We start from the raw sequence: 25194 nt of genomic DNA, 5'->3' as shown, positions 1-25194 counted from the left end.
GTGTCAGTGTTTCCTTGGTAGCCGTAAACAAACGCGCGTGCCACCTTGCTGACGCGTTTCGATTTGTAATTTGGCGCCCAGTTTGCGGGCGCGTTCTTCCATTATGCGGAGCCCGAAACTGTCCTTTCGGGCGGGGTCCGGGCGGATGCCGATGCCGTTGTCTTCCACGGTGATGCTGATGCCAACATCGGCGCGATGGGTCATGACAATCCGTGCGTGGGAGGCATGGGAGTGCCGCACCAGGTTACACAGCGCTTCACGCACGATGAACAGCACTTCATTCGGATGCGAGACGGTTTCCAGCGGTTCTTTCGCCCGGTTATCCAGCTCGAAGACGATGCCGGAAAGCTGTTCGAATTCATTCATGGTGTTTTCGATGGCGCTTGACAGGTGCGGTTCTTCATAGGTCACGCGGGAGGACGAAATCATCTCGCGGGTCAAGCGGTGCGCAAAGCCGATTTGTTGTTCAATGTCTTTGCTCAGTTTTCGGAAGGTCGGGTCTTCGAGTTCCAGGCACGCGCTGTTTAAGGTATAAGCCCGCATTTTGAGATAACTCAGTATCTGTGCGATGGAGTCGTGTAAATCGGCGGCCTGGGCTTCGCGTTCCTGCTGCACGGCCTGGTCGATTTGCTGCTGGTGTTTTTGATGCGCCTGTAGCCCTTTCTGTAATGCGTTGCGTAATGGACGTAATAGGTTGGCGGCGTGATTGTCCCCGGGAATCGGACCTTTGAAAACCACCACCAGATAGGCTTCTTCATGGCTTTCACGGTTTTGCAGCGGGAAGAACACAATATTGTGCGCGCCGACCTGGTCGATGCGCTGCGAGTTGCTGAGCCCCGGTGTGCGGATGCGCAGGGATTCGAAATAATTCATCAGTTGCGGATTGGGCGGCAGGAGGGCCGACGCGTGTACATGGTATTTATGACCGGCCAATGGTGTCAGGATGAACAGACTGTCGTAATGAGGCAGTTCGGCTGTGCATTGGGCTTGCAGAGCGCTTTGGGAAAGCAGGCTGGGCAGTAGGTTATTCAGGTTGTCGGTGGTGGCCAGCTGGAAGGCGATATCCGAATAATCAAGCGCGTTTAAAGCATGAGGCGCTGTCTTGCGGACGGAACGATGCCAAAGTGTGGAAATGTTGAACGATAACAGTTGTCCCAGGTTAACCATTCCGACTCACCTTGCTCACCTTTTTGGCTCATTGATTGTGCAATTTATTACCCAGATACGAGAAGAAGCACCAAACATGCCATGGAGCGGAATTCAGGCCTACTCCATTGGGGTTACTGCCAACGGAGTATTGTGCAAAGTCCTTGAATAATAAATCATATCAGTAAATTTTGTTTATTATCAGGAATCAATAAATCGGGTCAGTCATCCGCATTTTGTCGGGAAAAGTCATATCGTCTTTTTGCCGAAATCGCACTGATTGAGTGCAAATGCGCTGTTATGTACCAAATCGTTTATTGAGCACAGTGAGAGCAACATCATGACGCAAACACATGCCTATGTAAAGGGGTACCGGATTCCCGGACAGGACGCCATCTGTCTGTCGGTCCAAGCGGGCGATCGGGTGCAAGTGGCTTCGGTCGACGGTTGTCAGGGATGTGAAGTGTTCTTCGCTTCCGACAACGGTTATCGGTTACCGGTTTCGGACGCCGTGACGGTCGGTCCGGCGAATGGCACCCTAAATCTGATGGCCGCCAACGGTCAGGCCTCTAATCGTTTGAAAGCGCGGTTTCAGAATTGGCAGGTGAAAGAGGCGGCCTTGAGTGACGCCTATACGTTTACTGCGCAAGCTTTACCGGATATTTCACCCGAGCAGGATGTCACACTCGTTGTGGTGGCCGCGGGCGACAACATGGCGGTGGATGCCCATCAGCCGACCACCGAGTTGAAGGTGGTGCATTATGCCCAGGCGCCGGTTGATTTGCCGGAACCGCTGGCCGAACCGGTACAGGAAATCCGCGTTCCGCACAGCAGCGCACGCACTTATGAAGTGAAAGCCGGGCAGTGGATTCAAATCATCGACGTGCAAGGCAAACAAAGCTCCGACTTCATCGCATTCGATAAGGCCGCGCTGGAAGCCGGGCAAGAAAAGATGATCGACGGCACCGCGACCCGAACCAATATGGGTTTGTCCTTACCGCAACCGGGATTGTTTTCCAAGTTCATGGACGAAGACCAGCAAACCATGTTGGAAGTGGTTCAGGATACGGTCGGTTGTCATGACAGCTTCCTGTTCGCCTGCAGTCCGAAGTTTTATGAAGACCAGGGGTATTTCGGTCACATCAGTTGTACCGAGAACTTCAACAACGCTTTGAAAAAATACGGTATTCAACCGCGCAGTGGCTGGCCGGCGATTAATTTCTTCTTCAATACCTATGTCGAGCCGTGTGGCACCATCGGGTTTGCGGAACCCTGGTCTCGCCCCGGCGATTACGTTTTGTTGAAAGCCAATCGGGATTTGTTGTGTGCCTCGTCGGCCTGCCCGGATGACATCGACCCGGCCAACGGTTGGCATCCGACCGACATTCATGTCCGAATCTACGATGAGAACGAACAATTTACCCGTTCCATCGCTTATCGAACCATTCCAGAGGAGTTGTCCCGCATGACCAAGCAAACCGGCTTTCACAGTCGAACGTCGAAACTCACCAAACATTTTGCCGAATACCGGGGTTACTGGGTGGCGACCGAATACGAAGGCTGGGGCGTCAATGCCGAATATCTGGCGTGCCGTGAAAAGGTCGCCATGATTGACCTGACACCGCTGCGTAAGTTCGAAGTGGTCGGTTCGGATGCCGAAGTGTTCATGCAGTATGCCATTACCCGTAATGTTCGACGCGTCTCGGTGGGGGAAATCGTCTATTCGGCGATTTGCAACGAAACCGGCGGCATGATTGACGATGGCACCTTGTTCAAAATGAGCGACCGGGCGTTCCGTTGGGTGTGTGGTGATCCTTATACCGGCAAATGGTTGCGCGAGTTGGCGGAGAAAACCGGGCATCAGGTCACGGTGCGCGAATCGACCGACCAGCTCCACAATGTCGCGGTGCAAGGCCCGAACAGTCGGGCGCTGTTGCAAGAGCTGATTTGGACGCCGGAACACCAAACGGATGTGGCGGACCTGGCCTGGTTCCATTTCACCATCGGACGCCTAGGCGGGCCGACCGGAACGCCGGTGATGGTGTCCCGTACCGGTTACACCGGGGAGCTGGGATTTGAAGTCTGGTGCCACCCGGACGATGCGGAAACCTTGTGGGATGTGATTTGGGAAGCCGGTCAGGCATACGGCATCGCGCCCTTGGGCTTCGATGCGCTGGATAAGCTGCGCATCGAAGCCGGTTTGATTTTCGCCGAGCATGAATTCTGCCCGGAAACCAATCCGTTTGAAGCGGGCATCGGTTTTACCACGCCGCTGAAAACCAACGATGAAGATTTTGTCGGGCGTCAGGCGATTGAGCGTCAGGCACCGGAAAGCCGTCATAAATTGATGGGGCTGGCGGTGCAAAGCAATGAACCTGTGCATCACGGCGACAAGATTTACAACGGGCGTTTCCCGGTCGGCGTTGTCACCAGCGCGACCTTTTCGCCGATTTTGAAAAAACAGATCGCGCTGTGCCGTCTGGCACCCGACTTCGCCGCGGTGGATACCGAGCTGGAAGTCGGGCAGCTGGACGGGCAGCAAAAACGCATTCCGGCCAAGGTGGTGGCCTTACCGTTTTACGATCCGGAACGAACCCGGGTGAGAAGTTAATCTATAAATGGGGCTTATCTTGCTCCATTTCAATGAATTTAAGTGATGTCAGGGGGCCGACGAAGGCGACATCATTTATTTGCAATGCTGACAGGCATTGGTTTTGTGGCTTGCGTTTGGATGCCATTTTCAGTCATCGGGGACTTTAAAGGTGGTTAAAAACGTGTTGTTTTGAGCGTTCCAAAAGGGGCGGTTTTGTTTGGCATTGTCGGGAAAGGTTCGGTTTTGGATGCTCGGCGTGTCGTGTTAGACCTGAGGAAGTTGTTCGAAAAAATTGAGATTCGAAACGCACCGCGTATCGGGATTGAGTTTTTTTGAACGATTAGATGGGTCCTTTAATCAACTTTAAGAGGTTTCAATTATGGAGCAATCAGCACCTACATTAGCCAGTTTACAGGCGATGATTGAAATGTCCGATACAATCAATATGGAAATTTTCTATTGGTTCTGTACCGGTCTGATGGTCATTATTCACGTCGGTTTCCTGGCCTATGAGATGGGCGCGTCCCGTCTTAAGAACGCATTGGCGTCCGGGGTTAAGAATATTCTGGCGTTTGCGTTTATGGTTCCCACTTTCTTTTTCATCGGATGGTGGATTTATTTGAGTATGTACAACGGGTTCGTTCCGGATTTCGAAGCAGGCGCCGCCGGGTTGCCTTGGTCGGAAAACATGGGGCCGAACTTGTCGGATAATGCCTCCGGTATCTTCTGGGGTGCTTTCGTGCTGTTCGCAGCGACCACGGCGTCGATTTTCTCGGGCGCGGTCATCGAGCGTATTCGCATGAGTTCCTTCCTGGTTCTGGCGGTTCTGCTGGGGTCTGTGGTGTGGATTTTGGCCGCGTCTTGGGGTTGGCACCCAACCGGTTGGTTGACCACCGAATGGGGCTATCATGACTTTGGTGCCGCCGGTGCCGTGCACATGGTCGCGGGCTTCTTTGCCTTGGGTGTGTTGCTGAATCTGGGCGCACGTATCGGTCGATTCGGTCCGAAGGGCGAAGTGAATACGATTGTCGGTCACAGCGTACCGATGAGCATGATCGGTTTGATGTTGATCGTGGTCGGTTTCTTCGGTTTCCTGGGCGGTTGTATCATCTATATGCCGGGCGCGCAATGGACGTCTATTTTCGGTAACGAAACCACGCTTTCCGCGATTAGTTTCAATACCTTGATGGCGATTGCCGGCGGGATTATCGGGGCTTATGTCATGACACGTCAGCCGTTCTGGATGTTGTCCGGTGCGATTGCCGGTATCGTGGCTTCCGCGCCAGGTCTGGATCTTTACTATCCACCGCTTGCGTTCCTGATCGCCTTCATCGGTGGTGCCGTCGCGCCAATGGTCGATAAGATACTGTCCTCGCGTTTCAAACTCGACGATCCGGTCGGTGCCTTCGGTGTGCACGGTGCCAGTGGTGTGGTCGGTTTGTTGATGCTGGGTGTGTTCAGCGGCTTCCCGAATGTGGTCGAAGGTGCGCCGAACATTTCCTTCATGGGTCAATTGCAAAGTGCGGTTGTCATGGCGCTAGTCGGCTTCATTCCTGGATACTTCGTATCGTTGGTATTGGCGAAGTTCGGTTTGTTGCGTGTGCCACCGAAAGCCGAAATGGCCGGTTTGGACATCGTCGAAGTACCGTTGCAAGCGTATCCTGAATCGGTTCCGGCTTATAACGGCAAAGATGATTCCGGTGTTTCCGTCGGAAAAACCGCTTAATTTGATTTCAGAGTAATATTCAACGTAATAAAGGAGAAATACGATGAATGCGAGTCCAATTACCAGTTGGGAAGGGGCCACGGCCTACTTCACGTTTGCGAATAATCCGACCATGATTGGATTGATTCTTGGCTTGTCCGTATTGGTGACGCTTGGCGTGATTGTTTATTCGTTCTATCACGAAAACCATTCGTATACCGATTACCAATAATTCAGGCAATCCTTCCTTGACGTAATGTCAACCGGTGGACTTCGGTTCACCGGCCTTTTTCTTCCTCCTCTTCTAAATTTATTCCCTCATTGTTTTTGCGTTTGTCTTGTCGCGAATTTGCGCTATCATGATTCAATCCGTCGAGTTTTAAACTCTTTTAGGCGCCGTTTCATCCGACGTTCACACTCATTCAGCGTAAAGAATCATGGCAAAAGACATCAACTGGAAAAAGACCTACGCCGCCGTTTGGCGCGGTAAAAAAGGGCGTTTACGCGCCGTCTCCGATTTGGACAGCATCGCAATGGACGACTTGCTGGGCATCGACACCCAAAAAGCCGAATTCCGTCAAAACCTCGAACAGTTTCTGGACGGCCGACCGCGTAACCATGTGTTGCTGTGGGGTGCGCGTGGCACGGGCAAATCGTCTTTGGTCAAAGCCGCGCTGAACACTTATGGCGATCAAAAACTTCGCGTGGTGGAAGTGGAAAAGCAAGACATCGACGACCTGCCGGAAATCAGCGACTTGTTGCGCGAATTGCCGTGGCGATTCCTGCTGTATTGCGATGACCTGACCTTCGAAGCCGGTGACCCGCGCTATCGTTATTTAAAAGTGTTGATGGAAGGTTCCATCGAGCGCCCGCCGGAAAACATTCTGATGATGGCCACGTCGAATCGTCGTCACTTGGTCAGCGAAAAAATGCAGGACAACCTCGCCGCCACGCTTGGCCCGAACGGTGAAATCCATCATGGTGATACCGTCGAAGAAAGCACCTCGCTGGCGGACCGTTTCGGTTTGCGTTTGTCCTTTTACGCGCCGCCGCAGGATCAATACCTGCAAATGGTGGATCGATTGTTTACCGATTATGCGGGCGACCGTGAAATGTTGCATCGTGAAGCCATTAATTTCGCCACCGCTCGCGGCGGGCGCAGTGGCCGGGTGGCCAAACAGTTCTACAATTATTTCGCCACGCAAATATCCGGTTCGGACAACGAAGGTTAAACTCGCAAACGGTTATCCCGGTTTTCACCAGGCCTGGCGGTTCTTCGAATTGTCTGTCTCACCGGCGAAACGGATAAAACCGTAACAAAAACAAGGTTTGTTACAATAGGCGGATTGTTTAAATAATAAAAAGATAAAACAGGATGTTGTTCATGCGTCGAATGTTACAAGTCGTTTCGTTTTTGGTGGTGGCCGTTGCGGTTTGGGGCAGTGCTCAGGCCGCACAAACCTCGCCGACCAAACAAGCCGCCGTCGCCATGCCGGACGAATACAGCGCCAAAGTCGCCCAGCAGGTTCTGCAACGCGGCGGTAATGCGGTGGACGCTTCCATTGCCGCGGCCCTGACCTTGGCAGTGACCTATCCCGAGGCCGGAAACCTGGGCGGCGGCGGTTTTATGACTTTGTATTTTCCCAAGCCGAAATCCTCGGCTGACGCAGCGCAACAGAATCAGCAGGCGTATTTCCTCGATTACCGCGAAAAAGCCCCGCAAGCCGCGCATCGTGATTTGTATCTGGATGCCAAAAAACGCGTGATTCCGTATCAGTCTCTGGTCGGCTACAAAGCTTCCGGCGTACCGGGCACGGTGTTGGGTTTATGGGAAGCGCACCAAAAATTTGGTTCCATGCCGTGGTGGATGCTGGTGCAACCGGCGATTGATTACGCCGAAAACGGTTTTGTGGTGTCCGAGCATCTGGTCAAAGTCGCCCAATGGTATCAAAACTGGATTGCCGACAAATCCAAACAACCGCTCAATTTCAAAACCTATTTTGGTCATCTCAAAGCCGGGCAAACCTTCAAGCAACCGGAGTTGGCGGAAACCTTGAAACGCATCGCCAAACTCGGGCCTTACGATTTTTATTTTGGTGAAACCGCCGATTTACTGGTCAAGGAAATGCAGTCCAACGGCGGTTTGATTACCCGTCAGGATTTGGCCGATTACCGCGTGAAATGGCGTCAGCCGATTGTCGCTGAATGGAAAGGGCGCGAAGTCATTTCCGCCGCGCCGCCCAGCTCCGGCGGCATCGCCATCGTGCAACTGCTGAAAATGAAAGCCTTGCTGGACGACGAATTCCAAGACGCGCTGGTGTCGATGGACAAAGCCGGTATTCCGCCGGACGCCACGCGCGCCCACTTCTATGCGGAAATGGAAAAACGCGTTTATGCCGACCGCGCCAAATACCTCGGTGACCCGGATTTCGTCGAAGTGCCGATTCAGCAATTGATTTCGGATGCGTATCTGCAACGCCGCGCCAGCGAAGTGAAAATGGACGAGATTTCCGAATCGGAACAAATTCAACCAGGCCTGGGCGAATCGCCGGATACCACGCATTTCTCGGTGGTGGACGGTGACGGGAATGCCGTGTCGAATACCTACACCTTGAATATGCCGTTCGGCAGCGGCGTGGTGGTTTCCGGTGCCGGTTTTCTGATGAACGATGAAATGGACGACTTCAGCACCAAACCCGGAGTGGCGAATGTGTTCGGCGTGGTCGGCGGCAAAGCCAATGAAATCGCCCCGGAAAAACGCATGTTATCCTCCATGTCACCGACCATTCTGGTCAAGGACAATCAAGCCGAAGTCGTGGTCGGCACACCGGGCGGTTCCTCCATTATCACCTCCGTGTTCCAAACCATCGTCAATGTGGTGGACCGCAAAATGCCCGCCCAGCAAGCGGTGGATGCCACACGCGTGCATCATCAACTGCTGCCGAAGGATTTGATTCAATACCACCCCGAACTCGACACCGACACCCGTCAGGCGTTGGAATTGATGGGCTACCGTTTGAAACGCGGTAACTACTTGGGCGACGTGCAATTGATTGTGCAGGACGACAACGGCCTGCAAGCCGCCGCCGATGTGCGCGGCCGAGGTGTCGCCAAGGTGTTTGATATTCCGCCCAGCGTTTCCAAAGATGACTGACGAAACGCAAACAACCGAAACCTCTAAAAACGACTGGCAAGTGTATTTATTACGCTGCGCCGACAACACCCTCTATTGCGGCATCACCAACGACCTGCCACGCCGACTGCGCCAACACAATGGCGAAATTAACGGCGGCGCCAAATACACCCAAGGCCGCCGACCCTGCCAACTGGTCTATTCCGAAAACCATCCCGACAAAAGCCAAGCTTTAAAGCGCGAACTGCAAATCAAAAAATGGCCGAGAAGCCAGAAAGAAGGGCTTTGTATTAGCTAGATTGGATTATCCAAAACTTACCAGGCCTGGTGGTTTTTTTGATTAACGTTTAAGTTGAAAAGTGTGTAGGATAATTACACTAAGTGAGAAAGTTTCGAGGGTGGGGGTTTCTCTAATTATCTAGGTATTTTTACTATAGCCATAAGGGATCAAGAGTATTATGCCAACATTATCGCAAAATTTAGTAATTGACCGTTGTCCTCATTGTTCGGTTGCTAATCCAAATCTATCTGCAAAACAACAATTAGACACTAGAGATCATATGGGGGCGAATTACAGGGTTTGGAATGTCTATGCATGTGAGAGGTGTGGTGGTGTTGTGACTGCTGCTAGTTTCGCTGATCGTGGTGAAGTAGTAGAAATCTATCCTTTGCCAAAATCGATAAAAGAAGATATACCTGAAAGGCCTCGTTCTTTTTTGCAACAAGCTATAGATAGTTTGCATGCACCATCAGGAGCAGTCATGCTCGCAGCAAGCGCTGTGGATTCAATGTTGAAACTAAAGGGGTATGCTAAAGGAAGCCTCTATGATCGAATTGAAAAAACAGTAAAAGATCACGTAATAACGCAAGATATGGCTACTTGGGCGCATGAGGTAAGGTTGGATGCAAATGATCAACGTCATGCCGATGAAGAAGCAAGTCTTCCTTCTCAGGCGGATGCGGAGAGAGTGGTTGATTTTGCTATGGCACTAGCAGAAATACTTTTTGTTTTACCGAGTCGAGTGCAAAGAGGCATTACACAGGCGTAAGATTAATAACTAAAAATATTCTTGCTTGGTAAGCACAACGTCGATAGCCATCGGCTTGGTTGATTTTAATTAAGTCTAGGAACCTTTTCTAAAAACGCCCAGGCCTGGGCGTTTTTTGTATTCATCTTACTGCGCACGCACTGAAAAGGTATCGGTGGCTTTGATTTTAATCACGTCTGGATTAGGGGTGTTGTTTTCAATCAGCCAGGCGATTTCGTCTTGTTGTTGGCTGGCGTCGAAGATTTTTTGCCAGACGCGTTCCGAGACTTGCCAGCGGTAACCGCGTTGGCGCAACGCATCCTTCAAATCAAACGGCGCGCCGGTGGCTTTGATGAGCACTTTTTGCTGGCGCACGGACGCCAGCAGGAAGTGGAAGGCGGGCAGTTGCGATTCGGAAATCGGGAAACTCAGCAAATGAGTGAGGGCTTGCACGTCGTCCAAGGCGCGGTGCGCGCCATAGAAAAACTGCCCGACTTTCCAGCATAAAAACTCTTGGCTGCGCGAGCCGACTTTGGCGAGGTGAAACCAGTCCACCTGGCTGGCGGAGCAGCCCCAAACCTTTTCCACAAACAAATCGTTATAACGTTCCACCACGGGGCGGTCGAAAGCCGCGTTGTGCGCCACGCAAAGTTGCACGTCCGCCAGATCGGCTTCGACTTCTTCCCACGGAATGCGGTGGCCTTGCACGTCTTCCAGGGTCAGGCCGGTCACTTGGGTGACTTCGGGCGTGATTTCGCCTTCCGGTTCGTTGAGGAAGTTTTTGGCGAGTAATACGCGATAGAAGTGGCCTTGCGAATCGAATTCCACTACCTGATAACCCAGTTCGATGATTTCGCACACCGAGGTGTCCAGCCCGGTGGTTTCGGTGTCGATAATGCAGACTTTATGATAATCATCGCCTTGCGGTGCCTGATATTGGGAAACGGCTTGAAAACGGCGCAGGACTTGATAGTCGCCGGAGGCATCGAGTTGTTGGGCGAGGGATTCCAGATTGGTGTCGGTTGTCATAGGCTTGTGTGATTCGCTGTGTTAAAGATGTGAACGCCCATTGTGACAAAACTCGGCAGGGCGGGCAACTGTTTCGCGAAGCGGTTGGCGGTGTGAGTTATCGAATCCAATATTGCACGGCTTGCCACCAGCGCACGTCAAACTGCAGGCGGACGTAAATATACAGCCGGTGATATTGCCGATAAGCGGATTCGATTTCCGCGCTTTTGAGCTGGGCGTGTTGCAACAGCCAGGCGATGCGGCGCGAATGGCTGCGCGGGATGTAACCGAGCAAGCAGGGCGAACCGTTCAGCCAGATTTGCACGGCATGGCGGTCGAATTCATTATCGGGTTCCGGTTTGAGGGTGACGATGGCGCCCGGCGTCAGCAAGCCATGATTTTCCACGGCGTCGGTTTCATAGAAATACACACCTTTGACCGGCAGCACCCAGCTTAAAGACGGGTGCAGGATTCTTTGGGTGAGTTTCTGAAACCAGGTGGACAGCATGAGTTATCCTTTCGAGTCTTCTAACCTTTCATCCTTGGATATTCGGCGGGTCCAAATCCTCGGGATGTGGTTCGATGGTGAGGCTTTGCTGTTTGCACATTTCCCGGCAGATCTGGCAGTGCTTTTGCAGGGATTGCAGCAGTTCGCGGATTTCGTCCTGTTGCAGTTCTTCCAAAAGCTGGTTGTAAAAACAGGTGTGCACCTGAATCATTTCGCCCATCAGTTTCCAGGCTTCGGCTTCGGTCATCAGATAATGGGCTTGGAACAGGCGCATGGCGGGGTGTTCGTATTCCTGATGCGGAATCTCCCAAGGCGGAATGCTCGGCAGTTGCACCTTGGGCAGTTTGTCCAGCAGGAAGGATTGTTCGGATTCGAAATGCGGCAGCATGGAATCGAAAATCCGCGCGGCGTTCGGGTTGTGATGCGCCTGCAAGGTGTGGCCGAAGGTTTGGCAATGGTACATGGATTCTTCAATCATCTCATTGACGGCCGCCAGCACCCAGGCCAGGTTTTTATGGCTGGTTTTCAGGTGCGGGCGTGGCTGGGTTTTGGTGTGGAGTGCGTTCATACCAAATGGCCCTCTTCAATACGGTTCAGGATGGTTTGCGCCTGGTCGTCGGCCAATGCTTCGGAGGTGGCTTGTTCGGTTTGCCCAGTTTTGACCGTGCTGTCACCGTCCGGGTAAATCGGCAAATCGGCCTGATAGAAAATGCCGGTATCGAAGCCGTCGCTGGCGTGAATGGCTTTGGCGGCTTCGATGACGTCGGACGTGGGTTCGACATTCAACGGGCGCATGGTTTTTTGCCATTCCTTTTCTTCGGGGCGGAAGGTCACGCAGGGGCTTTTCACTTCAATCAACGAAAAGCCTTTGTGCTGAATGCCTTCGACAATCAATTTGCTCAAGCCGTTCGGGTCGCCGGAAAAACCGCGGGCGATAAAGCTGGCGCCGGAGGCCAGTGCAATGCCCAGTGGGTTGAAGGAGCGGATGCCGGTGCCGTGCGGCGCGAGTTTGCTGTGCCAGTCCGGCGCGGTGGTGGGCGACGGTTGGCCTTTGGTCATACCGTAAACTTCGTTGTCCATGACGATGTAGGTCATGTTCATATTGCGACGGCAGGCGTGAATGAAGTGGTTGCCGCCGATGGAGTAGCCGTCACCGTCGCCGCCGGCGACCAACACGGTCAAATCCGGGCGATTCAATTTCAAGCCGCTGGCCACGGCCAGAGCACGTCCGTGGACGCCGTGGAATCCGTACACATCCAGGTAGGCGGGCAAGCGGGAGGAACACCCGATGCCGGACACCAGCCCGATTTTCTCTTTCGGCAAATTCAACCAGGCCAGGGCTTTGGTCAAGGCGCGCAAAATGAAAAAGTGACCGCAGCCCGGACACCAGACCGGGTGAATGTCGGACATATAATCATTGGGTTTGGCCGGTCTGGCAGGCTTAGCGGGATTATCCGATTCGGCGGCATTTTGTGTGGTTCTGACTTCCACGTGGTTCAAGGCGTCGGTGCTCATTGGTTATTCTCCAGACAGGCGGTCAAGTGGTGTTCGACACGGGCGGGATTGAACAGAATCGGCCCGGCTTCGGCGATAGAAACGGCTTTGACCGGAATCGCATTTTGCGACAGCAGATAATGATACAACTGGCCGCTGGCGTTTTGTTCGATGACGATGACCTGTTTGCTTTTGAAGTGTTTTTGCAAGGCGTCGGTTTGCAGCGGCATCAACAGACGCAAAGCGATCAAGCCGATGTTGGCGCCGTCGGCATTCAGGTTGTCGATGGCCACGCGCACCGCTTCATAACTGGAACCCCAGGTGATGACGACGGTTTTGGTTTTCGGTGGCAGGTCGAGGCTGGCCCATCGGTCGCCGTAATCGAACTCGGCGATTTTGCGGGCGCGTTTCGCCAGTTGTTCCGAATGGTCGGAGGCCATTGAGGACGGCACGCCGACTTCGGTGTGTTCCAGGCCGTCGGCGGTGTATTGGGTGTCCGGCATGCCCGGCCAGGCAATTGGTGAAATGGCGTCTTCGGTCAGTTGGTAGCGGCGATAAGCGCCTTCCTGCGGTGTGGCGGTTTTGCGTTGCAACCCGAAATCCTGCGGCGGCACCGGGTCGATAATGGCGCGGCATTGTCCCAAATGCTGGTCGGTGACTTCCACCACCAGCGTTTGCAGGGCTTCGGCCAGACCGAGCGACCATTGTGAAATCGGCACCATTTCCTGCACGTTCAACGGTGCAACCACCACGTGCGGCGCTTCACCGTGGAAAGCATACAGCACTTGGTTCAAATCGGTTTGTTCGGATTTGGTGGGAATGCCGGTGGACGGCCCGCCGCGCATCACCGTCACCACCAGCGCGGGTGTTTCGCTGGCGATGGCGAGGCCCATGGCTTCGGTCATCAAGGCAAAGCCGGGGCCGGAGGTGGCGGTCATGCTCGGCAAACCGCCGAAAGAACCGCCGATGACCATGTTCATGGCGGCGAGCTCGTCTTCGGCAATCAGTACATTGCCACCCAGTTGTTCGATGCGCGGCGCAAGGTATTCGACAATGTCGGTGGCGGGGGTGATCGGATAGGCCGCGGCCAGCTTCAAGCCGCCGCGCAGGGCGCCCAGTCCGCAAGCTTCGTTGCCGCTGATGTTCCAGCGCGGCGTGTCGGTGGGCGTCCAATCCGGCAGACGGCAATAGGGTGTTTCCGCCACCAGAGTGGTGCCGATTTTGACGGCTTCCAGCGATTGCTGGACAACCTCGTCGCCTTTTTTGCCGAGGGTTTTGCGCAGGGCGGCTTCTAAGGTGTCCAACGACAGGCCGATTTGTTGGGCGAGAATGCCGAGCGCGAACATGTTGATGCGGCTACCTTTGAGGTTACGCACCGCTTCTTGCAAGGCGACGCCAATCAAGGTGGCACCGGTGTTTTCCACCAGGCCTGGCGGTTTTTCACGGCTGTTGTCGTAAATCACCAGACTGTCCGAGGTCAGCGGGATTTCATCGTGGAAACGTTCGAACTTTAACCAATCCAATGCCAGATGCAGGTGAGAGAATTCGGCAAGGGTTTCGATGGGCCGGTCGGAAAAATGCAGCATCACGGCCGATTCTCCGCCGCGAATCTGTGGACCGAAGGAGCGGTTCATTACGCCGTAAAAGCCCGCCTTGGCCACCGCGTCCAGCAGAATCAACCCGACGGTGACGGCGCCGGTGCCGCCGGAGCCGGAAATGGACACCGCCAAGGTGTTGCGCGGTTCGATTGAGGCTTGGGGCGGCGACGAAGACGAGGCGTTGTCCGACATGAAAGCTCCTTTGCATGTGTGGTTTTATCGGGTATATTTGACCGGAATGAATGTTTCTATTTTAACCCGAAAAATTCATAAATTAGACACCATCTAGCTTGCTACTTGATTCCACAAGAAATATTTTCTCAGTCGGTCGTAATCGTGGATACGACATTTCTTCGAAAATTTCCTTGTGAAACCAAGTTTCTGCGCGATCTTGGCGCAAATTTATGAAATTTTTGGGTTGGAACAATCGAAATTAGGATACACGCCGAAAGCGTCGGGAATCTGCAAATATTATGACGTTTTCGCGACGGTGGGCCGGAAAGGAGAATGCGATGAAATTAGCTTGGTTGAGTTTGGTGTTGGGGGCGGTGTTTGTGTTGAACGGTTGTTCGACGGCGGAAGAACGCGCCTATCAGAAAGAATATCAAAAGGAAGCGGCTAAGGAGTCGCATCAGGAACTGAGCCGCGAAGCGGAAAAAGTTAAAGAATAACGGTTCGCTCAGGTCGGCGTTTAATCGGACGTTTTAAGCTATCAGCGTATTGAGTGCATCCGGCAAACGGTAGTCCTGTTCCATCTCACCGTTTTCGGAAAGCAGCGTCAAACGCACGGCGGTGAGCTGTAAGTCCGGCGCGTTTTCGTCAGCGTCGCCGTGCAGGCGGTCGCCGATAATCGGAAAACCGGCCTGCGCCAGATGAATGCGAATCTGGTGTTTACGGCCGGTGTCGATGGTCACTTCCACCCGACTTTGATGTCGCTCGGCATCATAGGCCAGCCGCGTGACATGACTGCGCGCGGCTTTGCCGTCAATCGGGGCATCCAATGTGACGGTGTCCGGCGGAAATTCCCCTTTTACCCAGGCCTGGTAGATTTTACGAATGTGCGGTTGTCGCGGCTCATCCGGCTCGTCTTCGGCATTTGTGCGCTCAAAACGCTGCGCGAGTTGTTGGGCGGTTTTCTTATTGTGCGCCAACAGCATCAGGCCGTCGGTGGCTTTGTCGAGACGGTGAATCGGCCAGCAGGGGCGTTGGTGCGGCGGTTGCTCGAAATGGTATTCGCTTTCCACCCAGCGGTACAAAGTGGTGTGGTCGCCCCATTTCGAACCTTGCGACAGTACGCCTTTGGGCTTGTACCAAACGCTGTATGTCTGTTCGTCTGCAATCAATACAGGCGAGGGAATCTCGCTGCTTAACACTGTTGGATTGTAGTAAAACGACACCTCGCTACCGGCCGGCAGGACTTTTTTGGCGCGGCGGATTCGGCCAGGTCGGGTTAATTTTGGGGTGTCGCTGTTGGCGTCAGTTTTTTTTAACGGTTCGGCCACCCAGACCGCGCCTTGTTGGCAAAAGCGTTTTAAGGCTTGATTGGAAAAGGTCACGCCGTCCGGTAAATGCGTTTGCAAGGCGTCCAGAAGCGATTGTTCCTGCGCCAGCGTAAAGTGGCATTCAAACGGTGTTTCGGTGGTCTTTTCGATGTCGGGTGTCGTGGTCATGGGAATATTTTACGGGATTCTCATGACTTGCGGTGGCTTCATCGGTAAATTGTCGAGCATCGACGGTTTTTGCAGTACAATTTGTCGCATTGCAATCAAAGATGGTTCAGCCGAGTGCAAACATTACAACTGGATACTGAAACAATCGAGGTGGTTAAAACCACCCGCCGCGGTTCGATTGCCCTGAAAGTCGAACCCGACCGCATCGCCCTGATGGTGCCGAAACAATTTTCCGATGCGACAATCGAATCCCTGATCGAAAACGAGCGGGATTGGTTGTTGCAGCAAATCCGCCAGCATCAGGCGGAAATGCCGAAACGCCTGCTGTTGAAAAACGGCCACGAGCTGTTGCTGTTCGGCGAAAAAATCCTGTTCAAAGAAGATCATCATACCCCGGTGAAAACCCTGTCGGTGGCGCTGGACGGCGCGCATTTGATGGCGTATATGAAAACCGCCCGCGCTTTGAAAGACCCGCAAGCCACACAGCGCAAAAAAGTGGTGCAGTTTTTCAGCGAGCAACTGCAAACTTATCTGGAACCGCGCTTACAGATGTTTGCTGAGCAAATCGGGGTGCAGCCCACCGAAGTGACCATCCGCAATTACAAATCCCGTTGGGGCAGTTGCTACACCGACGGGCGAGTGCAGTTCAACTGGCGGCTGGCGATGGCGCCGAAAGCGGTGGTGGATTATGTGATTCAACATGAGTTGTGTCATTTGATTCATCCGAATCATTCCGCCGATTACTGGGCGCTGGTGGCGCGCCATTGCCCGGATTTCGAGACCCATAAACAGTGGCTGAAAGATAACGGCGCGGCACTGATTGCCTTTTAGAAGACGGAAGTTTTAAACCCAAATTTCAAACCTAAATTCAAACCCTAGGAAAGGACGCAGTATGGATAAGAAGCAGGAAGACATTCAACCCATTGTGGAAAATGAAATCACGCCCGTGACCGAACCGGAAGCGCCAGTCCGGTACGCCGGTTTCTGGAAGCGTTTGGCGGCGTATATCATCGACTTTGTGGTGATTTCGTTTGTGTTTGTCATCATCGGTTTTGCCCTGGCCTTGATGGGGTTGGTGGACTTGAATCAGGAAGTGCCGATGGAGGAATACGACAATACGGTGGATTTGGGGTCGATTCTGATTACCTGGGGGTACTTTGCGTTGATGGAATCGTCGTCGAAGCAAGGCACGTTGGGCAAGATGGCACTGGGCATTAAAGTTACCGATTACGACGGTCAGCGCATTTCGTTTCTGCGTGCTACCGGGCGCTTTTTCGGAAAATACCTGTCGGCGATTTTGTTGATGATCGGTTTCCTGATGATTGCCTTCACCGCCCGAAAACAAGGCTTGCACGATATTTTGGCGCGCACTTTGGTCGTCAATCAACGTTAAGTTTTATCTTTATTTTCACCAGGCCTGGGCGTTTTTGTTTCTGACAATGTATGACGCCGCTCAGGCCGTGGTTTGAATCTGACGGCGCACACTCAGCCAGAGCAACAGCGCCAGCATCACCAGTATCGCTTGCGATATCGCCATCCATTGCAGACTGTGCTGCACATACGGCACCACCAGCGCGGCGACTAATCCCGCCATCCCCATTTGAAAGAGACTTTGCACCGAACTGGCCAGACCGCGTTGGCTCGGCAAGCAATCCAGTGCCACCAAACTGAGGCCGGGGTTCGCCATGGCAAACGCAAACGAATAGAGCACCAGCGGCGCAATGACCAGCCAGGCCTGAACCGGCAAGAAGCTTTCAAAGATGAGATTGATGATGACCGCCAAACTTGCCAGCGCAAAAGCAACATTGATTAAGGTGGTGGCTTTGAATCGGTGGGTGAGGCGGTGAATCAGAATGGAACCGACCAGCACGCCGGACACCACCGGCACAAACAGTATCCAGAAATCCCGTTCACCGAGTTTCAGGTGGTCGAACACCACGCTGGCGGCACCGGCCACATAGACAAAGAATCCGCCGATAATAAACCCTTGGGCGGCCACCAGCCGCAAAAACTGCGGATGCACCAGACTTTGCCAGTAGCCTTTGAGGATGCGAAGCGGGTGAATGGATTGTACGTGTTCGGGGGATTGGGACTCTTTCACCCGCAGGGAAAACAGCATAATGATGATGACGCTGTAAATCGCCAGAAAATAAAACACCGAGCGCCAGCCCAGGTGCATTTCCAACCAACCGCCGATAATCGGGGCCAATGCCGGGGCCGCGGTGAACAGCATCATCATCAACGCCATGGCTTTTTGCGCTTCGTCGCCCTGAAAGAAATCGCGCAACATGGCGCGGCTCGCGACCAGACTGCCCGCCAACATCGTGCCTTGCAAGGCGCGACCCAGCAACAGGGTTTCGATGTTCTGTGCCAAGGCGCTGAGAATGGAGGCGGCCAAATACCCAACCAAGCTGATGAGAATAATCGGTTTGCGTCCCCAACGGTCGGCCATCGGCCCCCAAAACAGTGTTGCCAAGGCGAAACTGATGAGGTAAATGGCCAGCGTTTGCGAGAGTAAATCCCGATTCGCGGACAGCTCGGCTTCAATGGCCGGAAAAGAGGGCAAATAGGTGTCGATGGTGAAAGGCGCGAGCATGCCAATCATGGCGACGACCACGATTAAGAACATCGGTGACAGATTGGCGGCCGAAGGGTTGGACGATGAAAGGGATGGCATGGATTTGGTCGGTTCGTGTTTAATTTGAAAGCATTTATTGTAACGCGTTCAGACGGAGGACGAAACTTGAAGAGGGGCTTGTCGGGCCATTAATGTGCGTGGGTCAGAAATAAAAAAACCTCCCATTTTCATCCTGAAAAGGGAGGTCGGCTGAGGAGAGTGGGTTGGGCTTAAACCGCGACGACGGTGATGGTACTCAGCCACCACATCAGTGCGACTGAACCAAAGGTCAGGATCAAGCCCCAGATAATTGCTTTAATGCCATTCATAATATTACTCCTTAACAGCCGGCATGGCTGCGTAGTAATCCGCCAGACCTTGAATTTCTTCGTCGGTCAGGTCATGAGTGAATTGCGACATCCCTTGGTTGACGTCGTTATGGCGTTGGCCGTCCTGATAGGCTTTCATGGTGCGGACAAAGTACTCCGGTACCTGACCGGCCAAGGACGGTACGACACCGTGGCCTTCACCGTGTACACCGTGGCAGGACGCACAAGGCGTAATCATACGATTGACGTCACCTTTACGTACCAAACGGTCAATTTTAGGATCAACATCGGTGCTGTCTGTCCAGTTGGTCAGCGGTTGCTCGGCATAGAAAGCCGCCAAATCGGCGATTTCCTGATCGTTCATGCTTTGCGCCAGTTTCACCATAATATTGGCTTGTTTGTAGTTTTCCCAGCGACGCCCATCGCGATAATCCAACATCATTTTGATGGTGTATTCTTTCGGCATCCCGTTGATGGACGCGTAGTTACGGGAAGGGGATTTACCCGTTTCGCCGTGACAGGCGGCACACATCCATTGGTCGCTCAATTCTTTGCCGTTGGCAGCATTACCAGCCGGCATTTTGTTGAGCGTGTTCTGCAACGCGAAGTTGGTCCAAGGGTTGGCCTCTGGCTTTTCACCGTGACCACCGGCTAACGCCGCACCGCTGAGTCCGATAAAGGCGGCCGTGCAGGCGGAAATTAAAGTTCGTTTTAACATTGTCATTACCTCACACCTTTATCAAGAGAATACGTCTTTCACAAATTCACGTTGCCAGTTCTTTTGATAAACGGCTTCGAGAATCGGCTGAGCCGGTTTGTCGGTAATCGGCGAAACACCGGCCGATTTGCCTTTTGGCTGAATCAAACCGTCACGCACCTCGTAGATGGCGGCAATGGATACCCCGTAGTTCTGACCAGCCAAGCTGTAACAGACGTTGGAGTAAATGGCTTTTTGCAGTTGATTCCCTTTCAACGTATCGGCCACCGCTTGCGCACAGACTTTGGCCTGCGAGTTGGCGGAGTAACCGGATTTCGGCATCGCATCGGCAATGCTACTGTCGCCCAGAACGTAAACTTCTTTGTGAATCGTGGATTCGAACGAGTTACGGTCAATCGGGCACCAGCCGGAACGATCCGTCAAACCGAGTTTTTGCGCCAGTTTACCGGCACGTTGGTTCGGGATAATGTTGATGACATCCGCTTTGTACTCGCCGAATTCGGTGAGGACGGTTTTGTTTTTGGCGTCCAGCCCAACGACTTTACCGCCATCGGAACCCGGTATCCATTCCAGAAGGGCGTTATCGGTTTTATAACCGTAGAGGCGTTCCCAAGCTTTTTTGAACGGTACGTCTTTGGTGAAGCGTTCTTTCGGGTCCAACACAATCAGCTTGGCTGTCGGGTTGAAGTTCTTGAAGTGCTCCGCAAAGAAGGACGCGCGTTCATAAGGCCCAGGCGGGCAACGGAACGGGTTTTGCGGTGGTGCGATAATGGCGACGCCGCCTTTACGCATGCCGAACAATTGATCGCGCAGCTTCAAGGTTTGCGGGCCGGCTTTGTAGGCGTGCGGGAAATCGCCCGCGGCCAACTCGGCGTTATAGCCTTCGTAATCTTCAAATTTGAAGTCGATACCCGGTGAGACCACCAGTTTGTCGTATTGGAAGCTGTGGCCTTTTTCGGTGCGCACGGTTTTCTTGTCGAAGTCGGCACCGACGACTTTGTCGATGACCACATTCACGTTGTATTTTGACTTGATGGTGTTCAGGTTGAACGTCAAATCATCCAAAGTGTGCATACCGACGATGACGTCGTTGCTTCGCAAGCAGGTGATGTATTCCGGATACTGTTCAATGATGGTGATTTTGACGTCCGGATCGGCAAATCGCAGGTACTTTGAAAAAGTGGACCCACCGACACCGCCGCCGAGTACCACAACGTGTGGCGCGGACTTGGCGTAGGCTTTATTACTTGCGCCGAAAATGCCGGTCCCGGCCACAGCCGCGGCACCGAACACTTTGATCAGATCGCGTCGTGTGATTTTACGATCGAAAGTCATGTTTTCTAATTGGCTCATTCTTGACCTCCTGTCGAACCGGCTTTCTGTGCCGCCAACGACTCTTTTAAACTGGTTTCTTCCCAAGGCTTCATCGGTTGTTTGACGAACCATTCCGCCATGGCTTTGATTTCTTCATCTGTGAAGCCGCGCGCGACTCGGTCCATAATGACCGCCGGGCGCGTACCTTCACGATAAGCAATCATCGCTTCGGTGAATTGTTCGACCGACATGCCCGCCAACGGCGGCATGGCTTCTTGCAGTTCCTGCCCGTTGGTGCCGTGGCAAGGTGCACATTGCCAAGCCATGGCCTGGCCGGAGGCCGTTGGTGTTTTAACATCCGCTTGCGCAGCGTGCGTTCCGGCCAGGGTGAGGGCACAGAATGAGACGGTTAATAATTGTTTTTTCATTGTCTTCTCCTTACAGTGACCAGATATAGAAGCCAACCGCAAAGAACTGGACCATCCACAGGGTCATGATCCAAATTGCGATGGTGCCCATCTTATTGACGGTTTCGCCCGGCGTGTAAACGCCGACGGTTTGCCCGGCTTTCCAAGCGATGGTCAGGAAGTAAGCCAAGACGCTACCGCCGACAATCGCAAAGGTCAGGAAGAACAAGCCGGTGGAATACCAGTCTGTAATCACTTTGTAGTCGAAGAAACTGTAGTTGAAGAATCCGTTCAGGATGTCGTAACGCAACACTTCACGTGAGATGGCGACAATCAAACCGACCACTAGGCCCATTGGCAAGGCCATGTAGCTGCAGATGCGGGCTTCGCCTCTGAGACGAATCAAGCCCCAAATACCGTAGAACAGAACCGCGGCGCCACCGAGGATACCCCAGAAGGACGTGGCGAAATTGCCGGCAGTTTCCGGTAAGGTCATCATCCAACCGATGTACAGCACGGTTGAAATCACCGAACCGGCCAGCATCCATTTTTTGCCGACGCTTGCCGCCCAGTTCAAGTAGTCGTGATCGGCATCTTCACGCACCGACTTAAAGCGACGGTAGGTGACCAACATCGCACCGGCAACCGGAATCGCCAAACTGATGAAGAACGCAAAGCGCCAAGGGCTGAAGGCATGCAGTTGGGAACCGGAATAGTCCAGGGTGCCGTTCTGCATATACCATTCTTGCCACAGTTCAGGGTGCAACATTTGTTTGGTCAAACTGTGCATGATGAAACCGACGACCAACATCAACGCCAAGCTGACAACCATCGACCAGCGTGATTTCGGCTGAAGAGTTTTGTCTTTTTCTTTGTTGTTGCGGAAGTAATAGAAGTACATCGCCCAATACGCCAGAATCAGAAGGACGATAAAGGAGATGACCCAGTCGGCGGACAGCACGTTGGACGTGTACCAGTGCGGATCATAGGTGACCTGCACGAACAGCAACGGAGCGACCCCGATTACAATGGCGACCGAAACGGACACCTTGGCGATTTCCAGCATGGCGGCGCCCAGGCGACGCCAGTAAGCGTTCTGGCTGAAAGCGCCGATGAGCGTAATCAAAGAGGTGCCCAGCATCAACTGCACAAAGAAAATGTGCATGGCGAAGGTCAATACCCCTAACGCAATGAAAACAATCGGATAGGTTGGAATCCCTGCGGGGTTACGCAGGGCATACATCATCTCAGTAACCTGAGCAACTTGAGCAGCATCCATTATTTGCCCTCCTGTTCAACGGTCAGACGTGCAACTTTGTCGTCGGCTTGTTTAATGGCCAACGCACGGTCACGGTCTGAAATTTCTTTGTCAATCGCCGCAGTGACGGCGGCTTGTCCGCCTTCCTTGTTCATGACCAAGAAGGCCGACAAGGCTTTGACTTCCGACTCCAGCATCGGCATTTTCGGCATGTAAGCGATGTTGCCGGTGGTGAGGACACCCCGTACATACTCTTCCATGCGTGCTTGCGTGATGCCGTCCGGGAAGTAACGGTGTAGCGGACGAATGCCGCTTTCACTTGGCGAGTGACAGTTTGAACAATAGGTCATGGCGATGAATTCACCGGCTTGGATCATATTGCCGTTATTGACTTCTTTCAGGTGTTCAGGCGTAAAAGGGTGCGCCTTGAGGATACCGACTTTTTCGATGGTTGGCAGTTGCGATTTGATGTCCATACCCGGGACGTCGCGTCCAACGACCTGGTTGGAGTAAACGTATTGACCGGCGACCCAGGGTTTACGCATGGATTCACGTGCGGTTTCCTCCGGCCACAGACCGGCCACCAGAATGATGACCGCCATGGCACCGGCAAAGCCTTGAACCAATACTTGAGGACGTAGCATGGTGATGATGAAATACGCCAGGGTACCTGCCAAGACCGCCATGATGCTGGCCTGGAAGTAATCCGGCAAACGGTTTTCCATGACCAGAATCGCTTGGCCTGGAACGGAGGTCATATACCATTGGAACATGGCCGCACCGATCAAGGTGGAGATAATCCCCAGCCAACCCAATTTACGCGCCATTTCCTTTTTGAAGGCCGGGTCTTTGATGCCGGAGATGATGATACCGCCGACCACCGCGGTCATGGTGAACATGAACGCCATACGCATACCCAGTTGAGCAAAGGTGTTGGTGCCGTAGAAACCGTTCAGGTAACCGCCTTCTTCAAACCACATCTCTTTTCCCGGAACCATCATGAACGACAGAATCCCGACGATGATGACCATGGTGGCCAGAGAGGCAATCCCGAAAATCAGCGAAATCTTCATGTGGGTTTTCTTATCCACTTTGCCGACCAGATACACAATCATATATACACCGACCACTTCGATCACGAAGAAGACCCATTCGGTGGCCCACTTCCATACGAAGGAGTGAATCAGCGCGCCGATCCCATTCGGGCTGGCGACGGTGGTCGAATACCAGATGCCCGGACCGGTTATGGAACCGGCCACATAGGTGAAGACCAATAGGAAAAGGCCGTATTTCTTGATGAAATCCAGCAAGTCTTCACGGTCTTCTTTGTAGGCTTTGTGAGACAGGTAGGCAAAGAGAAGTGCGGCCCCCACGGAAGTGTGGGAGGCTAACACATGAAAGGTTGCGATAAGCGCAACCACCCAGCCCGAACCGACGATTGGTTCGTACCAGGTTGGATATAAGCTGATTAAATCCATCTTGCTATTCCTCGATATTAATATCTTTTATCTTATATAAGCCTAAGTTATGGCTTTGCGGCAATCTTAAATATTCAACGTGGTTTATGGAATTAGAAAATATTTATATTTATGGGTGTATAAATTTTAATGATAAGTGAAATGCGCTAAGAATCAATCGGTTATGGAAAGACTAGCGTCACACTTGAATCAAAGCCTCCATGGTTTTTTCACATTTCAATGAAAAGGTCAAAATTCATTATAGGTAAATGTACATACAATAAAACCCTTTTCTTGCATTAAGTCTATTTTTAAACCTCTTGTTTTGTAAGGTTTTTACCGTTTTTGGAATCAAAACGCAGACTTCTTTTTTACCCCAATCAGTTTTTTTGATTGGAACTAGAATGAATGTTCTAGAATAATTATTCTAAATTAATTCAAGGAGGAATGCATGGCGAATTTTTTCGATGCTTCCGATATCAGTCCGTCTAAGAAACGTATTTTGCAAAGTGCATTGACCTTGTTCGTGGAAAAAGGGTTTTTCAATACCTCGATTCCGGACCTGGTGGAGCACTCCGGTGTCAGCACCGGTTCGATTTACCATGCCTTTAAAGACAAGGAAGCGCTGGCCACGGAGTTGATGCACCATTTGCTGGCCACCATCGAAGCGGAGCAGGCCGATATTTTGGCGCGGCACCAAACGGTTAAAGCGCGTTATTTCGCCTTGGTGGAGTGGATGTTGCGTTTTGCGGAAGCCTATCCGGATGTGGAGCAGTTTATTTTGTATGCGCGCCACAAGGAATTCATGCCGTCGGTGAAACCGATCTGCTCGGCGAAACCTTTTATGACATTACGGGACGTCATTCTGGAAGGACAGGAAACCGGTGTATTGCGACAAATGGATGTGATGGTGGCATCGTCCATTGCCTATGGCAGCGTTTTGCGTTTGATTCAACTGTATTTGGACGGTGTCTTGAGCACACCGTTGATGACGCATTTCGACGAGCTGACCGAGGCGGCTTGGCGGGCTTTGGCGGCGGAATGATGGCGTCAGTTCGATGAACATATTTTTACAATGAGAGTTTTGCACGAGTGGGGCGCGAGTAAAAAATGAGATAAAGTTTTTCTGAATTAGACGGAAAATGAAGTTAATAGCTGGCTATTAACGAGTTTTTCAACGACATTCAGGAAGATTTTAGCCATTTTTAGCC

24 protein-coding genes are annotated in these 25194 nt (G+C 52.6%); 11 read left to right on the top strand and 13 right to left on the bottom strand.

Annotated elements, in window-relative coordinates; all coding sequences use genetic code 11:
- Positions 1–3: 3 nt before the first annotated feature.
- On the bottom strand, positions 4–1167 hold the full coding sequence (locus EPV75_RS09240) for a sensor histidine kinase (RefSeq protein ID WP_128385190.1): 1164 nt from the start codon (positions 1165–1167) through the stop codon (positions 4–6).
- A 319-nt stretch (positions 1168–1486) separates the two neighbouring features.
- Between EPV75_RS09240 and EPV75_RS09235 the strand changes: the two genes are divergently transcribed.
- The 7 genes from EPV75_RS09235 (at position 1487) to EPV75_RS09210 (ending at position 9626) form a co-directional block, all read left to right on the top strand.
- A complete protein-coding gene (locus tag EPV75_RS09235) occupies positions 1487–3757 on the top strand; it encodes a DUF1989 domain-containing protein (protein ID WP_128385189.1) in 2271 nt (756 codons plus the stop codon).
- A 361-nt stretch (positions 3758–4118) separates the two neighbouring features.
- Complete coding sequence (locus EPV75_RS09230; protein ID WP_192893980.1) at positions 4119–5465, top strand: ammonium transporter; 1347 nt, start codon at positions 4119–4121, stop codon at positions 5463–5465.
- A gap of 43 nt (positions 5466–5508) precedes the next feature.
- Positions 5509–5676, top strand: coding sequence for a hypothetical protein (locus tag EPV75_RS12275; RefSeq protein WP_192893979.1), 168 nt, complete (start codon positions 5509–5511; stop codon positions 5674–5676).
- A gap of 205 nt (positions 5677–5881) precedes the next feature.
- The gene (locus EPV75_RS09225) at positions 5882–6676 is read left to right on the top strand and encodes an ATP-binding protein (RefSeq protein ID WP_128385187.1); all 795 of its coding nucleotides are present in this window, start codon (positions 5882–5884) and stop codon (positions 6674–6676) included.
- Positions 6677–6828: 152 nt separating this feature from the next.
- Positions 6829–8598, top strand: a complete 1770-nt coding sequence (ggt, locus tag EPV75_RS09220) for a gamma-glutamyltransferase (protein ID WP_128385186.1) — start codon at positions 6829–6831, stop codon at positions 8596–8598.
- Positions 8591–8875: a GIY-YIG nuclease family protein gene (locus EPV75_RS09215; RefSeq protein WP_128385185.1), complete on the top strand. Its 285-nt coding sequence runs from the start codon at positions 8591–8593 to the stop codon at positions 8873–8875. The genes ggt and EPV75_RS09215 overlap by 8 nt, the downstream gene beginning before the upstream one ends.
- A 160-nt stretch (positions 8876–9035) precedes the next feature.
- Positions 9036–9626, top strand: a complete 591-nt coding sequence (locus EPV75_RS09210) for a DUF4145 domain-containing protein (RefSeq protein WP_128385184.1) — start codon at positions 9036–9038, stop codon at positions 9624–9626.
- A 126-nt stretch (positions 9627–9752) separates the two neighbouring features.
- Here EPV75_RS09210 and EPV75_RS09205 read toward each other — a convergent pair whose 3' ends face one another.
- From EPV75_RS09205 to EPV75_RS09185, 5 genes are all read right to left on the bottom strand, one after another.
- Positions 9753–10634, bottom strand: a complete 882-nt coding sequence (locus EPV75_RS09205; RefSeq protein WP_128385183.1) for a 3'-5' exonuclease — start codon at positions 10632–10634, stop codon at positions 9753–9755.
- A 97-nt stretch (positions 10635–10731) separates the two neighbouring features.
- Positions 10732–11121: an HIRAN domain-containing protein gene (locus EPV75_RS09200; protein WP_128385182.1), complete on the bottom strand. Its 390-nt coding sequence runs from the start codon at positions 11119–11121 to the stop codon at positions 10732–10734.
- Positions 11122–11149: 28 nt separating this feature from the next.
- Positions 11150–11689: a hypothetical protein gene (locus EPV75_RS09195; protein ID WP_068650414.1), complete on the bottom strand. Its 540-nt coding sequence runs from the start codon at positions 11687–11689 to the stop codon at positions 11150–11152.
- Entirely contained in the window at positions 11686–12636 is a 951-nt protein-coding gene (locus EPV75_RS09190; protein ID WP_082672168.1) for a 2-oxoacid:ferredoxin oxidoreductase subunit beta, read from the bottom strand. Before EPV75_RS09190 ends, EPV75_RS09195 begins: the two co-directional genes overlap by 4 nt.
- A complete protein-coding gene (locus EPV75_RS09185; RefSeq protein ID WP_128385181.1) occupies positions 12633–14405 on the bottom strand; it encodes a 2-oxoacid:acceptor oxidoreductase subunit alpha in 1773 nt (590 codons plus the stop codon). Before EPV75_RS09185 ends, EPV75_RS09190 begins: the two co-directional genes overlap by 4 nt.
- Before the next feature lie 320 nt (positions 14406–14725).
- Between EPV75_RS09185 and EPV75_RS12270 the strand changes: the two genes are divergently transcribed.
- Entirely contained in the window at positions 14726–14884 is a 159-nt protein-coding gene (locus EPV75_RS12270) for a hypothetical protein (protein ID WP_192893978.1), read from the top strand.
- Between the two features lie 33 nt (positions 14885–14917).
- On the opposite strand, the gene EPV75_RS09180 is transcribed toward EPV75_RS12270, so the two are convergent.
- On the bottom strand, positions 14918–15883 hold the full coding sequence (locus EPV75_RS09180; protein WP_128385180.1) for a pseudouridine synthase family protein: 966 nt from the start codon (positions 15881–15883) through the stop codon (positions 14918–14920).
- Positions 15884–15997: 114 nt separating this feature from the next.
- Here EPV75_RS09180 and EPV75_RS09175 point away from each other — a divergent pair, with 114 nt between their 5' ends.
- Positions 15998–16714 (top strand): M48 family metallopeptidase, encoded by a 717-nt coding sequence (locus EPV75_RS09175; RefSeq protein ID WP_127119392.1) that lies wholly within the window; start codon positions 15998–16000, stop codon positions 16712–16714.
- Positions 16715–16775: 61 nt separating this feature from the next.
- Positions 16776–17276, top strand: coding sequence for an RDD family protein (locus EPV75_RS09170; protein ID WP_128385179.1), 501 nt, complete (start codon positions 16776–16778; stop codon positions 17274–17276).
- A gap of 60 nt (positions 17277–17336) precedes the next feature.
- On the opposite strand, the gene EPV75_RS09165 is transcribed toward EPV75_RS09170, so the two are convergent.
- The 6 genes from EPV75_RS09165 to EPV75_RS09140 all read right to left on the bottom strand — a co-directional run bounded on the left by EPV75_RS09165 (position 17337) and on the right by EPV75_RS09140 (position 24004).
- Positions 17337–18560, bottom strand: a complete 1224-nt coding sequence (locus EPV75_RS09165) for a multidrug effflux MFS transporter (protein ID WP_128385178.1) — start codon at positions 18558–18560, stop codon at positions 17337–17339.
- A 273-nt stretch (positions 18561–18833) separates the two neighbouring features.
- Complete coding sequence (locus tag EPV75_RS09160; RefSeq protein WP_128385177.1) at positions 18834–19547, bottom strand: c-type cytochrome; 714 nt, start codon at positions 19545–19547, stop codon at positions 18834–18836.
- A 21-nt stretch (positions 19548–19568) separates the two neighbouring features.
- Positions 19569–20900, bottom strand: a complete 1332-nt coding sequence (locus tag EPV75_RS09155) for an NAD(P)/FAD-dependent oxidoreductase (protein WP_128385176.1) — start codon at positions 20898–20900, stop codon at positions 19569–19571.
- Complete coding sequence (locus tag EPV75_RS09150; RefSeq protein WP_127119396.1) at positions 20897–21289, bottom strand: c-type cytochrome; 393 nt, start codon at positions 21287–21289, stop codon at positions 20897–20899. The genes EPV75_RS09155 and EPV75_RS09150 overlap by 4 nt, the downstream gene beginning before the upstream one ends.
- Before the next feature lie 10 nt (positions 21290–21299).
- Entirely contained in the window at positions 21300–22547 is a 1248-nt protein-coding gene (locus EPV75_RS09145; RefSeq protein WP_128385175.1) for a hypothetical protein, read from the bottom strand.
- Entirely contained in the window at positions 22547–24004 is a 1458-nt protein-coding gene (locus tag EPV75_RS09140; RefSeq protein WP_128385174.1) for a cytochrome c, read from the bottom strand. Before EPV75_RS09140 ends, EPV75_RS09145 begins: the two co-directional genes overlap by 1 nt.
- Before the next feature lie 430 nt (positions 24005–24434).
- On the opposite strand from EPV75_RS09140, the gene EPV75_RS09135 reads away from it, so the two are divergent.
- On the top strand, positions 24435–25028 hold the full coding sequence (locus tag EPV75_RS09135; protein WP_128385173.1) for a TetR/AcrR family transcriptional regulator: 594 nt from the start codon (positions 24435–24437) through the stop codon (positions 25026–25028).
- Positions 25029–25194 lie beyond the last annotated feature (166 nt).

Source organism: Hydrogenovibrio thermophilus, from assembly GCF_004028275.1.
Classification (GTDB): domain Bacteria; phylum Pseudomonadota; class Gammaproteobacteria; order Thiomicrospirales; family Thiomicrospiraceae; genus Hydrogenovibrio; species Hydrogenovibrio thermophilus.
The sequence above is the reverse complement of the archived record's forward strand: the minus strand, read 5'-3'. Positions and strand labels throughout refer to the sequence as shown.